This window comes from Nonomuraea maheshkhaliensis (assembly GCF_039529435.1).
Classification (GTDB): domain Bacteria; phylum Actinomycetota; class Actinomycetes; order Streptosporangiales; family Streptosporangiaceae; genus Nonomuraea; species Nonomuraea maheshkhaliensis.
Genome location: NZ_BAAAMU010000079.1, coordinates 14,051 through 36,101, shown reverse-complemented (window position 1 = coordinate 36,101; position 22,051 = coordinate 14,051). Strand labels below are relative to the sequence as shown.

The 22,051-nt window shown below is 72.1% G+C and carries 22 protein-coding genes; 11 read left to right on the top strand and 11 right to left on the bottom strand.

Going from position 1 to position 22,051, the window contains the following annotated elements; translation table 11 throughout:
• Positions 1-44 precede the first annotated feature (44 nt).
• The 7 genes from cutA to ABFX54_RS38040 form a co-directional block, all read right to left on the bottom strand.
• Complete coding sequence (cutA, locus tag ABFX54_RS38070; RefSeq protein ID WP_346111624.1) at positions 45-2,402, bottom strand: aerobic carbon-monoxide dehydrogenase large subunit; 2,358 nt, start codon at positions 2,400-2,402, stop codon at positions 45-47.
• The gene (locus ABFX54_RS38065; RefSeq protein WP_346111623.1) at positions 2,399-2,878 is read right to left on the bottom strand and encodes a (2Fe-2S)-binding protein; all 480 of its coding nucleotides are present in this window, start codon (positions 2,876-2,878) and stop codon (positions 2,399-2,401) included. The genes cutA and ABFX54_RS38065 overlap by 4 nt, the downstream gene beginning before the upstream one ends.
• Positions 2,868-3,734: an FAD binding domain-containing protein gene (locus ABFX54_RS38060; protein WP_346111622.1), complete on the bottom strand. Its 867-nt coding sequence runs from the start codon at positions 3,732-3,734 to the stop codon at positions 2,868-2,870. The genes ABFX54_RS38065 and ABFX54_RS38060 overlap by 11 nt, the downstream gene beginning before the upstream one ends.
• Entirely contained in the window at positions 3,731-5,143 is a 1,413-nt protein-coding gene (locus ABFX54_RS38055) for a uracil-xanthine permease family protein (protein ID WP_346111620.1), read from the bottom strand. Before ABFX54_RS38055 ends, ABFX54_RS38060 begins: the two co-directional genes overlap by 4 nt.
• Before the next feature lie 224 nt (positions 5,144-5,367).
• Positions 5,368-6,687, bottom strand: a complete 1,320-nt coding sequence (locus tag ABFX54_RS38050) for a uracil-xanthine permease family protein (RefSeq protein ID WP_346111619.1) — start codon at positions 6,685-6,687, stop codon at positions 5,368-5,370.
• A 548-nt stretch (positions 6,688-7,235) separates the two neighbouring features.
• The gene (locus ABFX54_RS38045) at positions 7,236-7,439 is read right to left on the bottom strand and encodes an RNA-binding S4 domain-containing protein (protein WP_346111617.1); all 204 of its coding nucleotides are present in this window, start codon (positions 7,437-7,439) and stop codon (positions 7,236-7,238) included.
• A 22-nt stretch (positions 7,440-7,461) separates the two neighbouring features.
• A complete protein-coding gene (locus ABFX54_RS38040; protein ID WP_346111616.1) occupies positions 7,462-9,063 on the bottom strand; it encodes a PucR family transcriptional regulator ligand-binding domain-containing protein in 1,602 nt (533 codons plus the stop codon).
• A gap of 130 nt (positions 9,064-9,193) precedes the next feature.
• On the opposite strand from ABFX54_RS38040, the gene ABFX54_RS38035 reads away from it, so the two are divergent.
• The 3 genes from ABFX54_RS38035 to rodA all read left to right on the top strand — a co-directional run bounded on the left by ABFX54_RS38035 (position 9,194) and on the right by rodA (position 12,965).
• Positions 9,194-9,829, top strand: coding sequence for an oxamate carbamoyltransferase subunit AllH family protein (locus tag ABFX54_RS38035; protein ID WP_346111615.1), 636 nt, complete (start codon positions 9,194-9,196; stop codon positions 9,827-9,829).
• A 149-nt stretch (positions 9,830-9,978) separates the two neighbouring features.
• Positions 9,979-11,832: a peptidoglycan D,D-transpeptidase FtsI family protein gene (locus ABFX54_RS38030; protein WP_346111614.1), complete on the top strand. Its 1,854-nt coding sequence runs from the start codon at positions 9,979-9,981 to the stop codon at positions 11,830-11,832.
• A complete protein-coding gene (rodA, locus tag ABFX54_RS38025; RefSeq protein ID WP_346111613.1) occupies positions 11,829-12,965 on the top strand; it encodes a rod shape-determining protein RodA in 1,137 nt (378 codons plus the stop codon). Before ABFX54_RS38030 ends, rodA begins: the two co-directional genes overlap by 4 nt.
• Here the strand turns inward: rodA and ABFX54_RS38020 are convergent.
• Both ABFX54_RS38020 and ABFX54_RS38015 read right to left on the bottom strand, forming a co-directional pair.
• Complete coding sequence (locus tag ABFX54_RS38020) at positions 12,927-13,910, bottom strand: amidohydrolase family protein (RefSeq protein ID WP_346111612.1); 984 nt, start codon at positions 13,908-13,910, stop codon at positions 12,927-12,929. The genes rodA and ABFX54_RS38020 overlap by 39 nt on opposite strands.
• A complete protein-coding gene (locus ABFX54_RS38015; RefSeq protein ID WP_346111611.1) occupies positions 13,907-14,275 on the bottom strand; it encodes a metal-sulfur cluster assembly factor in 369 nt (122 codons plus the stop codon). The genes ABFX54_RS38020 and ABFX54_RS38015 overlap by 4 nt, the downstream gene beginning before the upstream one ends.
• A gap of 71 nt (positions 14,276-14,346) precedes the next feature.
• Between ABFX54_RS38015 and ABFX54_RS38010 the strand changes: the two genes are divergently transcribed.
• Positions 14,347-15,078 carry an IclR family transcriptional regulator gene (locus tag ABFX54_RS38010; RefSeq protein WP_346111610.1) on the top strand — a complete coding sequence of 244 codons (732 nt, stop codon included), beginning with the start codon at positions 14,347-14,349 and terminating at the stop codon, positions 15,076-15,078.
• Between the two features lie 39 nt (positions 15,079-15,117).
• Entirely contained in the window at positions 15,118-15,786 is a 669-nt protein-coding gene (locus ABFX54_RS38005) for a Rossmann-fold NAD(P)-binding domain-containing protein (RefSeq protein WP_346111609.1), read from the top strand.
• Here ABFX54_RS38005 and ABFX54_RS38000 read toward each other — a convergent pair.
• Positions 15,755-15,994: a hypothetical protein gene (locus tag ABFX54_RS38000; RefSeq protein WP_346111608.1), complete on the bottom strand. Its 240-nt coding sequence runs from the start codon at positions 15,992-15,994 to the stop codon at positions 15,755-15,757. The genes ABFX54_RS38005 and ABFX54_RS38000 overlap by 32 nt on opposite strands.
• 295 nt (positions 15,995-16,289) lie before the next feature.
• On the opposite strand from ABFX54_RS38000, the gene ABFX54_RS37995 reads away from it, so the two are divergent.
• Genes ABFX54_RS37995 through ABFX54_RS37985 form a run of 3 tightly spaced genes read left to right on the top strand, consistent with a single transcriptional unit; the run spans position 16,290 to position 18,904 of the window.
• Complete coding sequence (locus ABFX54_RS37995; protein WP_346111607.1) at positions 16,290-17,384, top strand: LLM class flavin-dependent oxidoreductase; 1,095 nt, start codon at positions 16,290-16,292, stop codon at positions 17,382-17,384.
• Between the two features lie 43 nt (positions 17,385-17,427).
• On the top strand, positions 17,428-18,105 hold the full coding sequence (locus tag ABFX54_RS37990; protein WP_346111606.1) for an FMN reductase: 678 nt from the start codon (positions 17,428-17,430) through the stop codon (positions 18,103-18,105).
• A gap of 10 nt (positions 18,106-18,115) precedes the next feature.
• The gene (locus ABFX54_RS37985) at positions 18,116-18,904 is read left to right on the top strand and encodes a chitosanase (protein WP_346111605.1); all 789 of its coding nucleotides are present in this window, start codon (positions 18,116-18,118) and stop codon (positions 18,902-18,904) included.
• A 34-nt stretch (positions 18,905-18,938) separates the two neighbouring features.
• On the opposite strand, the gene ABFX54_RS37980 is transcribed toward ABFX54_RS37985, so the two are convergent.
• Positions 18,939-19,847 (bottom strand): NHL repeat-containing protein, encoded by a 909-nt coding sequence (locus tag ABFX54_RS37980; protein ID WP_346111604.1) that lies wholly within the window; start codon positions 19,845-19,847, stop codon positions 18,939-18,941.
• Positions 19,848-20,039: 192 nt separating this feature from the next.
• Here ABFX54_RS37980 and ABFX54_RS37975 point away from each other — a divergent pair, with 192 nt between their 5' ends.
• Genes ABFX54_RS37975 through ABFX54_RS37965 form a run of 3 tightly spaced genes read left to right on the top strand, consistent with a single transcriptional unit; the run spans position 20,040 to position 22,019 of the window.
• Complete coding sequence (locus tag ABFX54_RS37975) at positions 20,040-20,561, top strand: hypothetical protein (protein WP_346111602.1); 522 nt, start codon at positions 20,040-20,042, stop codon at positions 20,559-20,561.
• 28 nt (positions 20,562-20,589) lie between these two features.
• Positions 20,590-21,195, top strand: a complete 606-nt coding sequence (locus ABFX54_RS37970) for a cyclodeaminase/cyclohydrolase family protein (protein ID WP_346111601.1) — start codon at positions 20,590-20,592, stop codon at positions 21,193-21,195.
• Entirely contained in the window at positions 21,192-22,019 is an 828-nt protein-coding gene (locus ABFX54_RS37965; RefSeq protein ID WP_346111600.1) for a bifunctional 5,10-methylenetetrahydrofolate dehydrogenase/5,10-methenyltetrahydrofolate cyclohydrolase, read from the top strand. Before ABFX54_RS37970 ends, ABFX54_RS37965 begins: the two co-directional genes overlap by 4 nt.
• The last annotated feature ends 32 nt before the right edge of the window (positions 22,020-22,051 follow it).

The following is a 22,051-nucleotide window of genomic DNA, read 5'->3' as shown; positions in this document are numbered from 1 at the left end:
CAACCCGCCTCGATCAACCCGCCTCGATCAGCCGGCCCCGCTCATCAGCGGTGGCGTTCGCGGGCCTCGAACAGCTCGGACGGCGAGATCGGCATGCGGTCGATCGCGAAGCCCTCGGCGTCCTCGATCGCCGAGGCGATGACGGCCGAGACGGGGATCACGCCGGCCTCGCCCGCGCCCTTGATGCCGAGCGGGTTGAGCGGCGAGGGCGTCTCCAGGTGGTCGGTCTCGACGCGCGGGACCTCGGTGGCGTACGGCATCAGGAAGTCCATGAAGGAGGCGTTGACGAGCTGACCGTGCGGGTCGTAGACCATGCGCTCGTAGAGGGCGCCGCCGATGCCCTGGGCGACGCCGCCGTGGATCTGCCCCTCGACGATCATGGGGTTGATCAGCCGGCCGCAGTCATGCACGACCGCGTACCGCACGACCTTGATCTCGGCGGTGTCGGGGTCGGTCTCGACGATCGCGGCGTGCATGCCGGCCGCGAACGTGGACCTGATCGGCGAGTAGTAGTCGCGTCCCTCCAGCCCCGGCTCCTCGCCCTCGGCCACCGGCGGCCGGTCGGGCGAGGCCGTGCCGGAGAACTGAGTGGCCTTGGCCGTCTCCTCGTCGAAGGCGTACCGCAGCGGGTTGGCCAGCACGGCGACCGTGGACAGCGGGATGGACGCGGACGGCGTGCCGGCCACGTGCACGAGGCCGTCGGCGATGTCGAGGTCGGCCGGGTCGGCCTCCAGGGCGTCGGCGGCGATGCGCAGCGCCTTCTCGCGCACCTTGCGGCAGGCCAGGGCGATGGCGTTGCCGCTGACCACGGCCGCGCGCGAGGCGAACGTGCCGACCGCGTACCCGAACCTGCGGGTGTCGCCGGTGACCACGCTGACGCGCTCGATGGGCACGCCCAGCTCGGCCGCCGCGATCTGGGCGAAGGCCGTCTCGTGGCCCTGCCCCTGCGAGGTGAGGCCGGTGGAGACGTGGACGCGCCCGTCGGAGGTGATCTGCACGTGGCCGCCCTCGTACGGGCCGACGCCGGTGCCCTCGACGTAGCAGCCGATCCCGATGCCCCTGCCGGGACGCCGGTCGAAGGAGTCCCAGCCGATGAGCTCCTTGATCATGCGGAGCATCTCGGGGTAGTCGCCGCTGTCGTAGATGAGCGGCCGACCGTCCTGGAAGATCATCCCCTGGTCGTACGGGAACTCCTCGGGGCGGATGAAGTTGGCCTCCCTGACGGCGGTGCGGTCCTTGCCCAGATGATGGGCGATCTTGTCCATCGTGCGTTCCATGCAGAACACGCCCTGCGGCCGCCCGGCCCCCCGGTAGGGGGTCACCTGCACGGTGTTGGTGTAGACGGCGGTGAACTCGACCCGGTAGGCGCCCACCCGGTACGGCCCCAGCAACTGCGTGGAGGTGACGATCGGCACGATGATGCCGTACGGCGTGTAGGCGCCGTGATCGTGCAGGATCGTGACGTCCAGTCCCAGAACGCGCCCTTCGTCGTCGAACCCCACCCGCACGTGCTGCACCTGCGCCCGCTCGTGCGCGGAGGAGATGAAGTGCTCGCGCCGGTCCTCGGCCCACTTGACCTCGCGCCCGAGCGTCATCGCCGCCCAGGGGACGAGCACCTCCTCCGGCCACGGGTGCACGATCTTGACCCCGAAGCCGCCGCCCACGTCGGGCGCGATCACCTCGACCTGGGGCAGCGGCAGGCCGAGCGCGGCGGCCACCGCCATGCGGACGCTGGTGGAGGTCTGGGTGCTGGAGTAGACGCGCAGGTCGCGGCCGTCCCAGCGGGCGTACACGCCCCGGCCCTCCAGCGGCATGCTGGCGCTGCGCTCGATGTCGAGCCGGAAGTCCAGCGTGTGCGGCGCGGCCTCGATCGCCTCCCTGGCGCCTTGCCCGCCGGGCGCCGTCACCTCCTGGACGAGGTGCGCGCCGACGTTGCCCGGCACGTCCTCGTGCACGAGCTGGGCCCCGTGAGCCGCCTCCTCCAGGCCGACGACCGGCTTGAGCAGCTCGTAGTCGACCTCGATGAGCGCGCAGGCGTCCTCGGCGGCGTACCGGTCGGCGGCCACCACCATGACCACCGGCTCGCCGACGTGCCTGACGACCTCCTTGGCCAGGGGGTGGGCGGTGCGCCCGTGGGTGAGCGCGGGGTGCGGGATGAGCAGCGGCAGCGCCCGGCCGACCCGTTCTGGCAGGTCCTCCCAGGTGTAGACGGCGACGAGCCCTTCGACGTCGAGCGCGGGGCCGACGTCGATGTCGCGGATGCGGGCGTGGGCGTGCGGCGAGCGCACGAACGCCGCCGCCAGCGCCTCCCGGCCCAGGTCGTCGAGGTAGCGTCCCTGCCCGGTGAGCAGCCGCGGATCCTCGCGCCGCTGCACGGGCTCGCCGAACAGCTTCGTCGTCATGCTTCCTCCGCCCGCAGCTCGGCGGCCCGGTGGACGGCCTTCACGATGTTCTGGTAGCCGGTGCAGCGGCACAGGTTGCCGGAGATGCCCTCGATCACCTCGTCGTCCGTCGGGACCGGATTGTCGGCCAGCAGGGCCGTCACCGTGCACAGGAAGCCCGGCGTGCAGAACCCGCACTGCAGCCCGTGGCACTCGGCGAAGGCCCGCTGCACCGCCGACAGCCGGCCGTCGCTCCCGGCCAGGCCCTCGACGGTGGTGATCTCGGCCCCGTCCACGGTCACGGCGAACGTCAGGCACGAGCGCACCGGCCGGCCTTCGAGCAGCACCGTGCAGCAACCGCAGACGCCGTGCTCGCAGCCCACGTGGGTGCCGGTCAGGCCGAGGTCGTGGCGCAGGCAGTCGGACAGCAGGCGGCGCGCGGGGACGCGGACCCGTCTGGCGGCGCCGTTCACGACGAGGGTGATCTCATGCTCCACGGGCCGCCGCCCCCTCCCGCGCCGCGTTCCGCAGCGCCCGCTCGGCCAGCACTCCCACCAGGTGACCGCGGTAGGCGGCCGTGGCGTGGATGTCCTCTTCCGGATCGGTCGCCTCGCGTACGAGGGCCGCCGCCGCCTTCCAGTCGGCCCGCTCCACGGGCCCCACGTCGCCCAGGTCGACCATGACGGGCCCGGCGCCGGCCGCGACGCACGCGGCCCGCGCGCGGGCCGTGCCGTCCGCCCCGACCGTGACCACCGCGCACACCCCCGCCAGCGCGTAGTCACCGTGCCTGCGGCTCACCTCCTCGAACGCGGCGCCGCTCCCCTCCGGCAGCGCCGGGAAGAACGCCGACACGGCCAGCTCGTCCGGGCGCAGCGCCGACTCCATGGGGCCGACGAAGAACTCCTCCGCCGGCACCTCCCGCAGCACGGGCCCGCCGTTCGCCGTCTCCCAGCGGGCCGCGAGCACGCTGCCGCGCAGCACGGCCAGCACGGCGGGCAGCTCGGCCGCCGGATCGGCGTGCACGAGGCTGCCCACCACCGTGCCCCGGTTACGGATCACGGGGTGGGCGACCAGCTTGAGCGCACGGGTGAGCAGCGGGTGCGCCATGGCCCGCTCGACCTCGGCGTGCCTGGCCAGCGCGCCCACCTTCACCCCCTCGGGAGTGACCTCGGTCGCGCCGAGCCCGTGGACCCGGTTGATGTCCACGAGATGGGCGGGCGCCGCCAGCCGCATGTTGAGCATCGGGATGAGGCTCTGACCGCCGGCCAGCACCTTGCCGTCCACCTCGGCGAGGGTCCGCAGCGCCCCGCTGAGGTCGCGGGGCGCGTGGTACTCGAAGGGCGGCGGCTTCACCCGGCCTCGCTCCTGGCGGGCTCGGGACTGCGGCCGGCGATGGCGCGCAGCAGGTGGTATCCGCCCAGCACCACGATCGTGCCGAGCGCGATGCCCTCAAGGGTGAAGTCTCCGCCGATGAAGTGGCTCACAGGTCCGATGGCCAGGATGATGCCCGCTCCGGTCGGAACCATGTTCACGGGATCGGCGAAGTCCACCTTGTTCTCGATCCAGATCTTCGCGCCGAGCAGGCCGATCATGCCGTACAGGATCACGGTCACGCCGCCGAGCACGCCGCCGGGCGTGGCCGCGACCAGCGCCCCGAACTTCGGGCAGAGGCCGAACAGGATCGCGATGATCCCGGCGATGTAGTAGGCGGCCGTCGAGTAGACCTTGGTGGCCGCCATCACGCCGATGTTCTCGGCGTACGTGGTCGTCGGCGATCCGCCGACGGCGCTGGTCAGCACGGTCGCGACGCCGTCGGCCGTCACCGCCCGCCCCACGTACGGGTCCAGGTCCGTGCCGGTCATCTCCCCCACGGCCTTCACATGCCCGATGTTCTCCGCGATCAACGCGATCACGGCGGGAAGGACCAGGAGCACGGCCGAGGTCTTGAAGTCGGGCGCGTGGAAGCTGGGCAGCCCGAACCAGGGCGCGGAGGACACGGCGTCGAAGCTGACCCGGTCGTGCGGAAAAGCCGTCGCCACGCAGTACGTGCCCTCGGCCGGGCAGGCCGCCCCCGCCGCGTCACGCAGGTTGGCCCCCGGCAGCACCGACGTGACCGGCCCTGCGGTGACGTCCAGCAGCCACGACAGCACGAACCCGGCGACCAGCCCGATCAGCACGCCGATGCGCCCGATGAACCCCTTGAACGCCACGATCACCACGAACGTGATGACCATCGTGACGAGCGCCATCCAGTGGTCCTGCGGCCAGTAGACGTCCGCCACCACGAACGCCAGCCCGAACCCGATCAGCATCACCACCGCGCCGGTGACCACGGGCGGGAAGACGCGGTGGATGATGTCCACGCCGAGGAAGTGGATGGCCAGCCCGGCCAGCGCCAGCACGAACCCGGCGACCAGGATCGCGCCGGTCACGACGGCGTCCGCGCCCGCCGTGTCGCCGCCGGCGGCGGCCCTGATGGCGAACACGCCGCCCACGAAGGACGCGCTGGTGCCCAGGTAGCTGGGCACCTTTCCCTTCACGATCAGCAGGAACAGGATCGTCGCGACGCCCGACATCATCACGGCGACGTTCGGGTCCAGCCCCATCACCAGGGGGAACACGAACGTCGCGCCGAACATCGCGATCACGTGCTGCGCCCCGAACCCCACCATCCGGGGCCAGCTCAGTCTCTCGTCGGGTTTGACCACCTCGCCGGGGGCGAGGTGTTTGCCGTCACCGTGTCTGGTCCATCCCACAGCCATGCGAGCCCCTCTTGTACTGGGCGGTTGGGCCGGCGGCACGCTCCGCTTGCGGGCACATTAGGCCCGACGGCACGCACCTACACGGGCATGATCTGCCAAATCTGACCGGCCGACCAGGGTGAACCTCGCGCACATGAGAAGTGTCGGCGTGTGAGGGGCGCTCGCGGGGGCTCGCGGCGGCGCGTGAGGGATCGGCTCGCGAGGACCGGCCCGTGTCCGCCGGCCTACTGGTCGTCCTGCCGGCGGGTGACGCGCAGCAGGTGGTATCCGGCCAGCAGCACGATGGTCCCCAGGGCGATCCCGCTCAGCGCGAACGTGCCGGTGAGCGGCAGCGCGACGGGCCCGATGGCGCAGATGATCCCGGCCCCTACGGGCACCAGATTGACCGGGTCCGACAGGTTCACCCGGTTCTCGATCCAGATCTTGGCGCCGAGCAGGCCGATCATGCCGTACAGGATGGTCGTGACGCCGCCCAGCACGCCGCCGGGGGTGGCCGCGACGAGCGCCCCGAACTTGGGGCAGAGCCCGAACAGGATCGCGATGACGGCCGCGATGTAGTAGGCGGCCGTCGAGTACACCCGGGTGGCCGCCATGACCCCGATGTTCTCCGCGTACGTCGTGGTCGCGGGGCCGCCGACGGACGTGGCCACGACCGTGCCGACGCCGTCGGCCATGACCGCCCGCCCCATGTAGGCGTCCACGTCGGCCCCGGTCATCTCGCCCACGGCCTTGACGTGCCCCACGTTCTCGGCGATCAGTGCGATCACCACGGGCAGCACCAGCACGATCGCCGACACCTCGAACACGGGCCCGTGCAGCGACGGCAGCCCGATCCAGTCGGCCTGGGCGACGCCCTCCAGGTTCACCCGGAAGTGCTCGGTGACGCGCCCGCTGTCGTCCGGCGCCAGGATCCGCCCGCCGACGAGGTCCCATCCCCACGACAGCACGAATCCGAACACGAGCCCGAGCAGCACCCCGATCCGGCCCAGGAAGCCGCGGAACACCCCGATGAACACGAACGTGGCCGCCATCGTCAGCAGCGCCACCCACGGGTCCTTGGGCCAGTAGACGTCGGCCGCCACGTACGCCATCCCGAACCCGATCAGCATCACCACGCCGCCGGTGACGATCGGCGGGAAGACCCGGTGGATCGCACCCACGCCCAGCCGGTGGATCGCGTACCCGCACAGGGCCAGCACGACGCCCACGACCAGCAGCGCCCCGGTGACGGTCGCGTCGCCGCCCCCGGCCGCCCTGATCGCCACCACGGCCCCGACGAAGGACGCGCTCGACCCCACGTAGCTCGGGATCTTGCCCTTCACGATCAGCAGGAACAGGATCGTCGCCACGCCGGACATCATCACGGCCAGGTTGGCGTCGAGCCCCATGACGAGCGGGAACACGAAGGTCGCGCCGAACATGGCGATGACATGCTGCGCCCCGATCCCGACCATCCTGGGCCAGCTCAGGCGCTCGTCCGGCTTGACCACCTCACCCGGCGTCAGGCGCTTCCCATCGCCGTGCACCTTCCACCCGAACGCCACGCCCGCACCCCGATCTCCCCGCCTGACCAGCGGATTCGTCTCCCTGACTCATGTCGGAGAGCACAATAGAGGGTGAGCTTCAGTTCCAGTACGCCGGCCGGCGGTAAACAGCCCCATCTGCGCCGCCCACAGTGGCGGGCAGTCGCGACTGCCGACGCTTTCCGGTGCGGCCAGGTACACCTGCTGTCGTGCGACGCCCGGCGGGTCGTTGCGAACGCCGGCGGTGAAGTGGTCGAGAGTTTCGAGCCTCTGGTCGGGCCGCAGGACACGCGTGATCATAGAGCGGAGGTCCAGCCACGGGAGGCGCCGCCTGCCCAGCTCCCGCAGGCCGTGATACAGGTTGAACCCGTCGACATAGACATCTGCACGCTTGATTTCAAGATTCGACTGTCGCGCACTGCCACCACGCCCCGACATGAAGTTACCCGCCCGGGGCTACGCTCCCGGGCACCACAGCCCCCGCCAGGGGGCCGTTTCTTTTTCCGGCGGGCCCGATACCGGCAAACAACGCGTAATGACGTGGTGACTTTCGTAGATGTCCGCCGCCTTCACCCCACCCGGATCGAGAAGCCTTCCCCGCTCACGACCTGCCCCGCCCGGATCTTGGCCCGCTTGCGCAGCTCGACTTCCCCGTCCACCGAGACCATCCCCTCGGCGATGAGGTGTTTGGCCATGCCGCCCGTCTCCGTGATCCCGCAGTACTTCAGCAGGTCGCACAGCGGGATGTAGTCAGAGCGCAGTTCGAAGTCCACGACGCCCCAGCCTAGACGCAGGCTAGATGCCCCGCATGCGCAGCACGTGCAGCGCCAGGGTCAGGTTGAGCCGCAGGTGGGGGTCGTCGGTGAAGTTGCCGAGCAGCCGTTCCAGCTTGCCGATCCGGTAGCGGAGCGTGTTGTAGTGGAAGTGCAGCCGCCGCGCCGTCTCCGCCACGTTCAGGTTGGTCTCCAGCAGCACCTGGAGGGTGCGCCGCAGGTCCGCGTTCTCGGCGTCGTCGTCGGAGGCCAGCGGCCCGAGCGTCTCCCGTACGAACGCGTGCAGCTCGTCGGTGTCGTTGACCAGCGACAGCAGCCGGTACACCCCGAGCTGGTCGAAGTGGGCGACGGCCCCGGGCCCGTGCAGTTGGCGGCCGACCCTGGCCGCCTTGAGCGCCTGCGAGTACGCCTCCGGCAGCGTCGCCGCCCCGGGGCTGGGCCGGGAGGTGCCGGTGGAGAAGGTGGCGGGCGGCACGTCGGCGAAGGCGGAGGCGGCGTCCTTGGCCACCCTGGCGGCGTCGATGCCGGCGTCCACCACGGCCACCACCTCGTGGGAGAACCCGGCCACCGCGCCGCGCGGGTCGTGCCGCCTGATCGCGGCCGTCCAGCAGGACACCAGCCGGTCCTGGGCGCTGCGCTCGTCGCCGTCCGGGTCCAGCTCGGCCACCAGGACGGTCACCGTGCGCGCCAGGTCCCAGCCGAACGCCCTGGCCCTGGCCGTGATCCGCTCGGCGGTGCCGGCCCGGCCGGTGAGCACGTCGCGCAGGAAGTCGGCCCGGTACTTGCTCTCGACGGCGTTGACCGCCTCCTGCCGGGTGACGACGAGCGCGGCGACGGTGGCGGCACGTTCCAGGATGCCGACGTCGCTGGTGCTGATCGCCCCCGACGGGCTGTAGGCGACGATCCTGCCGTGGTGGTGGCCGCCGGCCAGGACGGGCACCGAGGCGAAAGAGCGCACCCGGCCGCCCGCCGGCGAGAGCGGCGGGCCCTCGCGGGAGATCGACTCGCGCAGCACCTTCACGTGCTCGGCGGCGCCGGCGGTGGCCAGCACGCCGCCCGAGCCGTCCACGGCCGCCACCGACACGTCGAGCAGCTGGGCCACCTCGGCGGCGACCTCGTTCAGCCCGCCTCCGGCCAGCACCACCTGCACCAGCGCCCGGTGGGCCTCCTCCGCCCTGGCCAGCACGGCGGCCTGGCGGTTGAGGATGTCGGTCAGCACCTGGTTGAGGATGTCGTCGAAGCCGACGTCGTTCGGCAGCAGGATGAGGGGGAAGCCGAGCCGGTCGGCCTGCTCGACCATCTCGTCGGGCAGCTCGTCCACGTACCGGCCGAGTTTGATGGCCAGCGCGGCCAGGCCGCGCTCGTCCAGGTCGGCGACCAGCCGCCCGAGCGACTGGGGCGTGTTGCGCAGCGGATAGCCGGTGGTGAGCAGCAGCTCGTGCGGTTTGACCCAGGCCAGGATGTCGGGCACTTCCATGACGTTGAGCCGCTGCACGATGCGGCCCAGCCCGCTCTCCCCCGCGATCAGCCGGGCGTCGGCGAGGGTGGACACGCCGAGCACCTCGCCGACGGACACGCCGTGGATGATCGTGCCGGTGCTGGCGAGACGGACGGGGGGCTCCATGCAGAGATTGTGAACCCACAAGCGGTCTGTCAGGAAGAGCCAACCTTCCCGCTGACTGTTGGCAAATTTACCCGTACGGAGGGTTCACCGGCCGTTCTACGGTCAGGACCAAGGTCGGTTGGGAGGTCTGGTGACCGTCAGTACTCATGCTCGGCGTACCCGCGTCCACGTGTCCGGCGCGGCCAGTACGGCGGTGCGCCCTGTCCTTGAGTCCCAGCGGCGCCCGGCCCGGGTGCTGGCCGCGTTCCCCGCGGGGGTGTACCTGGAGGTCAGGACCGATCTGGAGCCGTCCGTGATCGCCGTGATCACCGGCGAGGCCACCCGGCTGCCCAACTCCGTGCTGCTGTCGACGCCGCTGCCCCACCTCACGGTGGGTGACGAGGCGACGGTGGGCGACCGCACGATCGATCTGGGGCCGCTGAGCCTGAGCGTACGGCGATGGTGGGACCCCGCCCCGCCCCTGGGACGGCTCGATCCGGCCCGGCTGGCGGACGCGGAGGCCGCACTGGCCGATCCGCCGGGCGCCGGGCTGGCCGGCGACGAGGCGGTGGAGCTGCTCGCCGACAGCTGCGCCAAGGGCTGGCTGCTGGGCGCGGTGACGGCGGCGGAGCGGCTGGTCGGGCTCGGGCCGGGGCTGACACCGAGCGGTGACGACGTGCTGGCCGGGCTGCCGGTGACGCTGGCCTGGACGGTGGGTCTCGGGGTCGCCGTCGGGGCGGTGCTCGCTCGACGGCATCCGGCCGAGAGGGTGCCCCGCCATGTCTGAACGCGGACGGTGGCCGGGCGAGAGGTGCCCCGCCATGTCGGAACGCGGACGGTGGCCGGGCGAGAGGTGTCGCATGGTGTCTGAAAGGCGGCCGGACAAAGGGTGTCAGGTCGCGTCCGGAAGGCGGCCAGCCGCAGGGATGGCGTGGCGTGTCTAGGGGGCGGTTGTTCGTGTTGCGGCTGGCCGTCGCGGGCATGGTGGTCACGCTCCTCGGACGGCTGTGGTTCCTTCAGGTGGTCAGCGGGGAGCGGTACGTGCGGGCCGCGGCCGACGTCCGGATCAGGAGCGTGACGCTGCCGGCGGTCAGGGGCCCGATCCTCGACGTGGCGGGCCGCCCCCTGGTGACCAACAGGACCAGGCCGGTCGTCACGGTCAACGCGGTGGAGCTGGCCCACCAGCCGGACGGCGGGCGGGAGGTGCTGACGCGGCTGGGCGAGGCGCTGGGGCGGTCGTACCGGCAGATCGTGGAGAAGGTGCGGTTGTGCGGGCCTTCGGTGCCGCGCCCGTGCTGGCCGGGCTCGCCGTACGAGCCGATCCCCGTCGCCGAGGCCGTGAGCGTGCCGGCGGCGCTGCAGATCAGCGAGCGCCAGCAGGACTTCCCCGGCGTGCGTACGGAGCTGCGCCCGGTCAGGGCGCACCCCTCCGGCGCCTCCGCCGCGCACACCCTCGGCTACGTCCAGGGCGCCGAGGGCCGCGACGGGCTCGAAGGCGTCTATGACGGGGAGCTGGCGGGGCGGGCCGGGCGCAGGGACGTGGCCGTGGACAACACCGGCCGGGTCACGCGGACGGTCCGCGAGGTGCCGCCCGTCCCCGGGAACACCCTCGTGACCAGCATCGACACCCGCATCCAGGCCGTCGCCGAGCGGGCGCTCGGCCGGGCGCTGCGGGCCACGGGCGGCACGTCGGGCGCGGTCGTGATCATGGAGTCGGGGACGGGCCGGGTGGTCGCGCTGGCCGGGCGGCCCTCGTACGACCCGGGCGTGTGGACGGATGGCGTGACGGCGGCGGAGTACCGGGCGCTGCCGCTGCTGTCGCAGGCCGTGCAGGGCGAGTGGGCGCCCGGCTCGACGTGGAAGGTCGCCTCGGTGGCGGCGGCCGCGTCCGCCGGGTACGCGCTGGACGCCACCTACGACTGCCCGGCCGGCTACCCGATCGGCGGCCGTACCTTCGGCAACTTCGGCAGCGCCGACCTGGGCCCGATGACCATGCACGGCGCGCTGGTGCGGTCGTGCGACACGATCTTCTACCGGCTGGCCGACGAGCTGTGGCGGCGCCGCTCCAGCGTGCCGCAGGAGACCGCCCGCGGGTTCGGCTTCGGCGCGCCGACCGGCGTGGACCTGCCCGGCGAAGCGGCGGGGGCGGTGCCGGACGCGGCCGCGAAGAAGGCGCACTGGCGGGCCACCCGCGCGGAGAGCTGCCGCCGGGCCGTCAAGGGCTACCCGGAGCTGGCCGACCGGGCGCGGGCGGCCTACCTGACCACGATCGCCGGGGAGAACTGCCGGGGCGGCGGCGCGTGGCGGCCCGGTGACTCCGCCAACTTCTCCATCGGGCAGGGCGGGGTGCTGGTCACGCCGTTGCAGCTGGCTCGGGCGTACGCGGCCGTGGCCAACGGCGGCACCCTGCACAGCCCGCGCGTCGGCCTGCGCGTCGTGCGCCCGGACGGCACGACGGCGCGCACGATCACGCCGCCGGTGGCGGGCCGGCTGCCCGCCTCCCCCGAGACGCTGCGCTTCATCCGCCAGGCCCTCGCCCAGGTGCCCAGGGAAGGCACCGCGGAAGGCGCGTTCAAGGGGTTTCCGTTCGGAAAGATCGCCGTGGCGGGGAAGACGGGGACGGCGGAGTCGTTCGGGCACCGGGACACCTCCTGGTTCGCCTCGTTCGCCCCCGACCCCGCCTACACGGTGGTCGTCGTGCTGTCCCGGGGCGGCAGGGGCGCGGAGGGCGCCGCCCCGGCCGCCCGTGAGGTCTGGGAGGGCATTCTCGGGCTGAGGGAGCGGCGATGATCACGATGTCCGGCAGGCGCCCGCTGGTGTGGGCGCCGTCGCTCGGCCCGCCCGACCGGGTGCTGACGCTGCTGGCGCTGGCGCTGTCCGGGACCGGGCTGCTGCTGGTGTGGTCGGCCACCCGGATGGAGGACGACCACGGGCTGCTGGTGCGGCAGGCGGTGTCCGTCGGTGCGGGGCTGGTGCTGATGTGGCTGGTCTCGCGGGTGGATCTGCGGGTGCTGCGGGCGTACGTGCCGCTCGCGTACGTGCTGGCGCTGCTGTCGCTGGCCGGGGTGCTGAGCCCGCTGGGGGTGCGGGTCAACGGGGCCCACTCGTGGATCGTGCTGGCGCCCGGGGTGCAGTTCCAGCCGTCGGAGTTCGCCAAGGTGGCGCTGGCGCCGGCGTTCGCGGTGCCGCTGGGTGAGCTGCTGGACGGGCGGCGGCGGCCGGGGTTCGGCGGGGTGCTGCTGGCGCTGGTGCTGGCCGCGGTGCCCATCGCCCTCATCGGGTTGCAGCCGGACCTGGGCACGATGCTGGTGTTCGCGGCCATGGTGGCGGGGGCGCTGCTGGTGTCGGGGGCGCCCAAGCGGTGGCTGCTGGTGCTCGCCCTGGGGGCGGCGGGCGCGGCGGTGGCGGCGTGGCGGTTCGGGCTGGTACGGCCGTACCAGGTGCAGCGGCTGCTCGTGCTGGCGAACCCCGGGGCCGATCCGGGCGGCGTCGGGTACAACGCCGCCCAGGCGCGCATCGCGATCGGCTCCGGCGGGCTCTACGGCAAGGGGCTGTTCAACGGCGAGCAGACGGCCGGGCATTTCGTGCCCGAGCAGCACACCGACTTCATCTTCACCGTGGCGGGCGAGGAGCTCGGGTTCGCCGGCGCCGCGCTGATCGTGCTGGCCTTGTTCGCGCTGCTGTGGCGGGGGCTGTCGATCGCGCGGCGCGGCGCGTCGCCGTACGGGACCGTGCTGGCGGGGGCGCTGGTGTCGTGGCTGGCCTGCCAGACGTTCATGAATGTGGGCATGACTCTGGGGCTCGTGCCGGTCGTGGGCGTGCCGCTGCCGTTCGTCTCCTACGGCGGCTCGGCCACGGTGGCGGGGCTGCTGGCCGTCGGGCTGTTACAGGCCGTGCACAGGACCAAGGCCATGCAGCCGTAGCAGGTTCTCGCCCAGGATCTTGCGCTTGGCCTGGTCGGTGAGCTGCGGGTAGCCGTACCCGTCGCAGAGGTCCTGCGGAATGGTGAAGTCCCTGAACGCCCGCAGCGCCCACTGCGGATGGAAGATCGGCGCCTCCGAGCCGTAGATGATCTTGTCTTCGCCGCACCAGAAGAGCAGCTTGCCGATGATCTCGGCGAACATCCGCGGCGCCCTGACGATGAAGTTGATCGTGGCGGCCAGGTCGGCGTACAGGTTGGGGTAGCGGATGAGCTGCCAGCAGGTCTCGTCCAGGAACGGCAGGCCGACGTGGAAGATGACGAAGTTGATGTCGGGGAAGTTGGCGGCGGCGCCGTCCATGTCCCACGTCTGGGTGTGCTCGATGGGCTGCGGGCCCAGCGGCACGCCCTTGTGCACGCCGATCAGGTTGATCCCCAGGTCGCGGGCCTTCTCGAAGATCGGGAAGGCCACCCGGGGGTCGTCCATCCGCCACGGGTAGGGCGAGCCGTAGTCGTAGCGGACGTTGTAGAGCTTGAACGCGCGGGCGTTGTACTCCCCCACCTGGCGTTCCATCAGGTCGAGCGCCTTGCGGCCCTCCAGGGGGTTGACCGTGCCCCAGAAGATCGTCCGGTCCGGGTCGCGGGCGGCCAGTTCCGCGCACTCCTGCCACGGCGACAGGCCGTCGTGGTAGAGGTCGGTGAGCGGCAGCGGCATGGCGACCAGCATGTCCGTGTCGGACTCCTCGTAGACCATGCGGCGGATGTCGTCGACCGTCCACCGCCGCAGAAAGTCCTCGGGCGGCAGCTTGGTCTCGCCTTCCGGGGTGAGTGCGGTGTGGAAGGCGTACAGGTGGTTGGAGAACATCTGTCCCGCGGAGCCGTACGCGTTCTTGGCCTCGAAGTTGAACACGTGGGCCACGCTGTCGAACACGAAGAAGTCGTCGATCACGTCTGTCGCCTCCTCGCCACATAGGCCGCCTTGTCGGGCACCTGGGCGGGGTCGGGCAGGAAGCGCAGCATCCGGGCCGCCCTCGGGGAGAGCCGGTCCACGGTCCACGCCTCGTCCCACACGACCTCGACCTGCGCCTCGCGTACGCCCGGCTGCTCCTCGATGCGCTCGCGCACCTCGGTGAGCACCCTGGCGGCGAACGGGCACCAGCCCGAGGTCAGCAGCAGCTCCACCCTGGCCAGGCCCGCGTCGACCTCGACCGACCGGATGAGTCCCATCTCCACCACGGAGATGCCCTTCTCCCTGCAGCACGGGTCGTAGACCCCGGACAGCGCCTGACTGGCCCACTGCGGTATCTCCGGCATGACCTCATCGTCGGACGGGTGTGCCGCCTGGGGTAGGCGTCCGTTTTTCAAATGACGAACATGCTTGGAGGATGACCGACGACGAACCAAGCGATCTGATCCGCAGCGTCTCACGCGCCCTGCGCGTGCTGGAGGAGGTCTCGCGGGCCGACCGGCCGCTGTCGGTCAAGGTGATAGCCCGCCGGTGCGGCCTCAACCTGTCCACCTCCTACCATCTCGTCCGCACCCTCTGCTACGAGGGCTACCTGCACCGGAGGCCCGACGGCGACTACATGATCGGCTCGAAGGTGGCCGAGCGCTTCCACGAGATGCTGGAGGCGTTCGAGCGCCCGCCCCGGGCGGCGGAGGTGCTGCGGCAGCTCGCCGCCGAGTCCGGCCACACCGCCTACCTGGCGCAGCTCACCGACGCGCGACTGGTGGTGGTGGACGTGGCGGAGGGGCCGCTCTCGCCGTGGCTGGAGGACCTCCAGGCGGGCCTGGAGACGGCCCCGCACGCCACCGCGCTCGGCAAGGCACTGCTGCTGTCGCTGCCGCCGCGCATCCGGCGGGGCATCCTCACCGAGTACGGCCTGCGCCGCTTCACCTCCGCCACCCCCACCAGCGTCGAGGACGTCGAGGAGGAGCTGGCGCTCTTACGCCCCGGCCAGGTGGTGGAGGAGTACGGGCAGTTCAGGGAGGAGGTGGCCTGCGCGGGCGCGGTCGTGCCCGGCACGCAGTGGGCGATCGGCATCTCCGCCCGCGGCCTGTCCATCCCGGCACTGGCCCGCGCGCGGCTGCGCGAAGCGCTGCGTGACCTCACCTGATCCGGCGCCGCCTTAGGCTTGCCCTGGAGGGGTGCCGAGATGCGAGTGATCTTGTTCGGGGCGACCGGGATGGTCGGGCGCGGGGTGCTCAGGGAGTGCCTGCTCGACGACCGGGTCACGGCCGTGCTCACGGTGGGCCGGGCCGTCACCGGGGTCACCCACGCCAAGCTGCGCGAGCTGCGCCACGACGACCTGCTCGACCTGTCGGCGATCGAGGACGAGCTGCGCGGTCACGACGCGTGCTTCTTCTGCCTCGGGGTCTCGTCGGCCGGCATGAAGGAGCGCGACTACCGGCGCGTCACCTACGACTTCACGCTGTCGGCCGGCCGGACGCTGGCGCGGCTCGATCCCGGCTCGACGTTCGTGTACGTGTCCGGCGTCGGCACCGACGCCCAGGGCCGGGCCATGTGGGCGCGGGTGAAGGGCGAGACCGAGAACGCCCTGCTGGAGCTGCCCCTGGAGGCGTACATGTTCCGGCCCGGCTACATCCAGCCGATGCACGGCGTCACCTCGCGCACCCGCTTCTACCGGCTGGCGTACGTGGTGGTGCGGCCGTTCTACCCGGTGCTGCGGCGGCTGTTCGGCGCGGGGATCACCACGACCGAGCGGATCGGCCAGGCGATGATCACGGTGGCCGAGCGGGGCGCCCCCAAGCGGATCCTCGGCCCCGCCGACATCAACGCGCTCTGCGAGACCGGCGTGCGCTGAACGCGGCCGGCGCGAGGGGGACGGCGGCGAGCGACGCGGCGGCGGCCAGGCCCCACACCGCGGGCCAGGAGGCGGTGGCCAGCACGACGGGGATGAGCAGCGGGGTGAGGAGCGCGGCGACCGTGCGCGGGGTGGGGGCGTCGGTGAGCACGGCCGCCCCGGCCATCACGATTCCGGCCAGGGCTCCGGCCAGGGCCGGCCGCCACACGTCCCAGCACCGCACCGGCGACCCGAGCCCCAGGTCCTCCGCGACGGGTGCCGCCGGATCGCCGCCTGCCGCACGCTCATCGCGAACCCGCGCTCCCCCTCTCCGAACCAGGTCATCACCGCCCGCCCCTCCCGCTCCGCCTCCCCTTCCACCCCGGCACCGCCGCCCGTTCGACGCTGTCCGCTCGCCGCGAGCCTGCCCGGCGGGGCCGGGTGTGCCCGATGATGGAATACCTGGGCGCGCCTGGGCGCTAGCGTAGTCGTCAAAGATTCAACAGTCATGGATGGTGACTAAAGTGCAGTTCGGCATCTTCAGCGTGGGCGACGTCACCACGGACCCCACCACCGGCAAGACCCCGGCCGAGCACGAGCGGATCAAGGCGATGGTGACGATCGCGCTCAAGGCCGAAGAGGTCGGGCTCGACGTCTTCGCGACGGGCGAGCACCACAACCCGCCCTTCGTGCCGTCCTCCCCCACCACCATGCTGGGGTACATCGCGGCCAGGACGGAGCGGCTCCAGCTGTCGACCGCCACGACGCTGATCACGACGAACGACCCGGTGAAGATCGCCGAGGACTTCGCCATGCTGCAGCACCTGGCCGACGGCCGGGTGGACCTCATGCTGGGCCGGGGCAACACCGGGCCGGTCTACCCGTGGTTCGGCCAGGACATCAGGCAGGGCATCCCGCTGGCCATCGAGAACTACGCGCTGCTGCGCCGGCTCTGGCGCGAGGACGTCGTTGACTGGGAGGGCCGCTTCCGCACGCCGCTGCAGGGCTTCACGAGCACGCCGCGCCCTCTGGACGGGGTGCCGCCGTTCGTCTGGCACGGCTCCATCCGCAGCCCCGAGATCGCCGAGCAGGCCGCCTACTACGGCGACGGCTTCTTCGCCAACAACATCTTCTGGCCGAAGGAGCACTTCGTGCGCCTGATCAGCCTCTACCGGCAGCGGTACGCCCACTACGGGCACGGCACCCCTGAGCAGGCCGTGGTCGGGCTGGGCGGCCAGGTGTTCATGCGCAAGAACTCCCAGGACGCGGTACGCGAGTTCCGCCCCTACTTCGACGTCGCCCCCGTCTACGGCCACGGCCCCTCGCTGGAGGAGTTCATGGCCGAGACCCCGCTCACGGTGGGCAGCCCGCAGCAGGTCATCGACAGGACCCTGGAGTTCAGGGAGTACTTCGGCGACTACCAGCGCCAGCTGTTCCTCATGGACCACGCCGGCCTGCCGCTGAAGACCGTGCTGGAGCAGCTCGACCTGCTCGGCGAGGAGGTCGTGCCCGTGCTGCGCAAGGAGTTCGCCAAGAACCGGCCGGCCGAGGTGCCCGGCGCGCCGACGCACGCGCGCCTGCTCGCCGCCAAGGACGCGTCCGAGACCGTCGGCGCCTAGCGGCCCCGGCTCTCGAATCCTGATGTTTCCGGAAAGGAGCACCATGAAGCTCGCCGTCGTCACGGCCGGGCTCACCCAGCCCTCCTCCACCCGCCTGCTCGCCGACCGCCTGGCCGAGGCGGTCATTCACCGGACGGCGACGGAGACCCCGACCGGGACCGGGGCCGAGACGGGGGCCGGGACCGGCGCCCCGACCGGCGCCGAGGTCCGCGTGATCGAGCTGCGTGACCTGGCCGTCGACATCGCCAACAACTTCGTCACCGGCTTCCCGAACGCCAGGCTGCGCGAGGCCATCGCGGCCGTGACGGAGGCCGACGGGCTCATCGCGGTCACGCCGATCTTCAGCGGCTCCTACAGCGGCCTGTTCAAGTCGTTCTTCGACGTGCTGGACAACACCGCGCTGGCGGGCAAGCCGGTCCTCATCGCGGCCACGGGCGGCACCGCCCGGCACTCGCTGGCGCTGGAGCACGCGCTGCGGCCGCTGTTCGCGTACCTGCGCGCGGTGGTCGTCCCGACGGCCGTGTACGCGGCGTCGGAGGACTGGGGCGGCGGCCACGACGCCTTCACCGACGGGCTCGGCGAGCGCATCGACCGCGCCGCCGACGAGCTGGCCGGCCTGCTCCCGCACCGCGCGCCCGGTGCGAAGCGGGACAAGCAGGACGACGAGGAAGAGGTCGTTCCGTTCGAACAGCAGCTCGCGGCCCTGCGCCCCGTGGAGTAGCTTCTCCTCCGTGATCGCCCCCGCCCTCGTGGCCCTCTCCCTCACCCTGAGCGCCGTCCCCGCCGGCCCCGCCGCCACCGCCCCGGCGGCCGGCCTGGCCGGCGCGCACAAGAAGGACATCGCGATGCGGCTGGTGTCCAGCGCGGAGAACTCCTCGCTCGACTGGAAGGCCCAGTACGGCTACATCGAGGACATCAAGGACGATCGCGGCTACACGGCCGGCATCATCGGCTTCTGCTCGGGCACCGGCGACATGCTGAAGCTGGTCGAGCTCTACACCAGGCGCAAGCCGGGCAACGTGCTGGCGAAATACCTGCCCGCGCTGCGCCGGGTCGACGGCACCGCCTCGCTGAAGGGCCTGGCCCCGCGCTTCCCCGCCGACTGGCGCAGGGCGGCCAAGGATCCGGCCTTCCAGCGGGCCCAGAACGACGAGCGCGACCGGGTCTACTTCGATCCGGCCGTCCGCCGGGCCAAGCAGGACGGGCTGCGGGCGCTGGGCCAGTTCGTCTACTACGACGCCATGGTCATGCACGGCCCCGGCGCCGACCGGCTCAGCTTCGGCGGCATCAGGAAGGCGGCCCTGGCCAAGGCCAGGCCCCCGGCGCGGGGCGGGAACGAGGTGACGTACCTGAACGCGTTCCTCGACGCCCGCAAGGCGGCGATGCGGGCCGAGGAGGCCCACGAGGACACGACCCGGGTCGACACGATGCAGCGGGTCTTCCTGAAGAACCGCAACCTCGACCTCAGGCCGCCGCTGACCTGGAAGGTCTACGGCGACCGCTACACGATCAAGAAGTGAGGACGCGCCCGCGCGGACGCGTCCTCACCGGGGGTCAGCGTTCGACGGCGACCACGTCGTACGGCGTGTCGGGCGTCGGGGTGGTGCTGAAGCGGGCGTTGGGCAGGTAGAGGCGGTGGCCGTAGGCGGCGACCGTGGTGGGGATGTCGAACCTGGAGTCGGTCAGGCGCTTGACGATCTTTCCTGACGAGCCGTCGCGCGACAGGCCGACGACGGCGATCGTGTTGTCGCGGTTCAGCACGGCGTACAGGGTGCGGCCCGACAGCAGCAGGCCGTCGCCGTTGACCAGCGAGTCCCCGCCCAGGTTCACCTCGGTGGTGGCGCCGGAGGAGGGGTTCACCTCGAACAGCTTGCCCGTGTTCGACTGCACGATCAGCAGGGAGCGCCGGTCGGGGCTCGGGGCGATGCCGTTGGCGTTGATGCCGGTCCCGTACTGGATGGCGCCGGTCAGCGGGATCGCGGTGAAGTTCTCGGGCAGCGCGCCGCCCCGGCCGAGCCGCAGCTTGTACAGCACCGCGTTGGAGGAGTCGGTGAAGTAGGCGGCGCCTCCGACGAGGATGACGTCGTTGACGAACGACGTGCCGGTGGCGAACTGGTACGACTTGAGCACCCGTCCGGTGCGCAGGTCGACCACCCGCGCGTTGCCGGCGTTGCCTCCGGCCACGAACAGCCTGCGCCCGTCGGTCTTCAGCCCGAGCGACGGCGTTCCCGGCCCCTTGCTGACGACGGAGCCCTTTCCGGTGCGCAGGTCGGCCCGGTAGATGTCGCCGGTGGCGCGTGAGCCGAAGTAGGCGTGGGGGCCCGGCCCGATCTCGATGCCCTCCGGCTGGAACCCGTTCGGCAGCGGGAACGTGTCGGGCTTCGAGGCGGCCTGCGCCGGCACACTGCCGAGCAGCACCACGACGAGAGCGCTGAGTGCGGTCTTCAGGATCGCGGATCTCATGCGGCCCACGATGCCCAAGGGGGTGGGCCCGGCAAAGACCCACGACCGGCTTCTCACACATTTCTCAGAAATGTCCGGACTCAGGACCGGTTACCGACCGGCACCCCCGCTGGAGTGACCCAGCGAGTAGGTTGGGACAGAGCCAAACAAACGGGGTGAGTCATGTCAAACGGTACCCGTCACGCTCTGGGAGTGGTCGCAGGACTGCTTCTCCCTCCCCTGGTCGCCGCCGGGCTCTGGTACGGCGTCGGCGAACTGTCCGTCCAGGCCGCGCAGTCGTACCGGCTCTCGTGGATCGGGCTGGGGGTGCTCGTCGCGACGGGAATCCTGCTCGCCTTCCTGATCGCCTCCCGCCTGTCGCCCGTGGCCTCGCTGCTCGGCGGGCTCGCGTTCACCGGCGTGGGCGTCCTGCCGTTCGCGGAGATGACGATCAGCGTCCGGCTGATCCCCAACGAGCTGCTGCCCACCTCGCTGTCGTCGGGTTTCCTGACGCTCAGCTACTCGGGGCTGCACCTGCTGCTCGGCGTGGCGCTGCTGGTCGCGTCGATGTTCCCGTCGCGGTGGCGGGCCAGGCAGCGCCCCGAGTACGTGGCGCAGCCCGAATACGCGGGGGCATGGGAGCCGGCCCAGTCGCCGGCCCAGTCGCCGTACCTGCCGCCGCAGCCCCCGCATCAGGGGCCCGAGGACGCCACGCGGCCGATGTACCGCGAGTGAGCCGCGGGCGGCCTGGCAGAATGCCGCCATGCGCGACTTGACGATCGTCGACTTCCTGTCCGAGCTCGCCGACCGGGTGCCGGCGCCCGGCGGGGGCGCCACGGCGGCCCTGCACGCGGCGCAGGCCGCCGCCCTGCTCGGCATGGTGGCCCGCTACACCACCGGCGAGAAGTACACCGCCCACGCCGAGACGGTCGTCGCCGTGATCGCCGAGACCGACACGCTGCGGGCGCGCTCGCTCAGGCTCGCCGAGGAGGACGCGGCGGCGTTCACCGCGGTCACCGACGCCTACCGGCTGCCCAAGGGCGAGGAGCGAAGCGGCGCCATCGCCAGGGCGCTGGCCGGCGCCGCCGAGCCGCCCGCCAGGGTCGTCGAGGCCGCCGCGCGCGTGATCGAGCTGTGCGAGCTGATGCTGCCGATCTGCAACCGCAACGTGGTCACCGACGTGGCCGCCGCCGCCGAGGCCGCCCGCGCCGCGCTCACCACGGGCCGGGTCAACGTGGAGGTCAACCTGGGCGGCGTACAGGACGAACAGCTACGCGCGGAGCTGAACATCCGCCTGTCCGGCGTCGACGCGGCCGTGGCCAGGGCAGACTGGGTGACCGCAGAGGTACGCGAGGAGATCAAGCCGTGAAGACGCTCACCGGCCGAGACCTGGCCGCCGCCATCAGGACCCAGACGCAGGCCGAGGCGGGCTCGGGCGCGCAGCCGCGCCTGGCCGTCGTCGTGGCCACGGCCGACGAGGCGAGCCTGTGGTATGTGCGCTCGATCGCCAAGGCGGCGGCCGCCGTCGGCATCGCCTGCGACCTGGTCGACCTGGGTCCGCGGGCCGCGCCCGAGCAGATCGGCGAGACGCTGGCCAGGCTGAGCGCCGACGCCGGCGTGCACGGCGTGATGTTGCAGACGCCGCTGCCGGAAGGCGCCTCGGCCCAGGAGCTGGCCACGGCCATCGACCCGCGCAAAGACGTCGACGGGGCCAACCCGCTCTCGCTCGGCCGGCTGGCCGCCGGGCTGCCCGCGTTCCCGCCCGCGACGGCGGCGGCCGTGATGGCGCTGCTCGACCACTACGAGGCCGAGCTGGCGGGGCGGCGGGCCGTGGTGGTCGGCCGCTCGACGGTGGTCGGCAAGCCGCTGGCGCACCTGCTGCTCGACCGCCATGCCACGGTCACCGTCTGCCACTCGCGCACCCGCGACCTGGCCTCCGTCACCGCCCAGGCCGAGGTGCTGGTCGCCGCGGTGGGGCGGGCGGGGCTGATCGGGGCCGATCACGTCGCGCCGGGCGCGGTGGTGATCGACGTCGGCACCAACCCGACCGACGAGGGCGGCCTGACCGGCGACGTCGACTTCGCGGCGGTCGCGGAGGTGGCGGGCGCGCTCACCCCCGTGCCCGGCGGGGTCGGCCCGGTGACCACCGCCCTGCTGCTGCGCCACGTCGCGCGGGCGGCCAACCTGCCATGACCATGCCCATGACCGATCATCAGGCGGAGGCC

Excerpts from the sequence above, each read along its gene's own strand:
- ABFX54_RS38055 (WP_346111620.1), bottom strand. The coding sequence starts at position 5,143 with ATGGCTGTGGGATGGACCAGACACGGTGACGGCAAACACCTCGCCCCC.
- ABFX54_RS38015 (WP_346111611.1), bottom strand. The coding sequence starts at position 14,275 with ATGCCGGAGATACCGCAGTGGGCCAGTCAGGCGCTGTCCGGGGTCTAC.
- ABFX54_RS38005 (WP_346111609.1), top strand. The coding sequence starts at position 15,118 with ATGCGAGTGATCTTGTTCGGGGCGACCGGGATGGTCGGGCGCGGGGTG.
- ABFX54_RS37990 (WP_346111606.1), top strand. The coding sequence starts at position 17,428 with ATGAAGCTCGCCGTCGTCACGGCCGGGCTCACCCAGCCCTCCTCCACC.
- cutA (WP_346111624.1), bottom strand. The coding sequence starts at position 2,402 with ATGACGACGAAGCTGTTCGGCGAGCCCGTGCAGCGGCGCGAGGATCCG.
- ABFX54_RS37980 (WP_346111604.1), bottom strand. The coding sequence starts at position 19,847 with ATGAGATCCGCGATCCTGAAGACCGCACTCAGCGCTCTCGTCGTGGTG.
- rodA (WP_346111613.1), top strand. The coding sequence starts at position 11,829 with ATGATCACGATGTCCGGCAGGCGCCCGCTGGTGTGGGCGCCGTCGCTC.
- ABFX54_RS38040 (WP_346111616.1), bottom strand. The coding sequence starts at position 9,063 with ATGGAGCCCCCCGTCCGTCTCGCCAGCACCGGCACGATCATCCACGGC.
- ABFX54_RS38010 (WP_346111610.1), top strand. The coding sequence starts at position 14,347 with ATGACCGACGACGAACCAAGCGATCTGATCCGCAGCGTCTCACGCGCC.
- ABFX54_RS37970 (WP_346111601.1), top strand. The coding sequence starts at position 20,590 with ATGCGCGACTTGACGATCGTCGACTTCCTGTCCGAGCTCGCCGACCGG.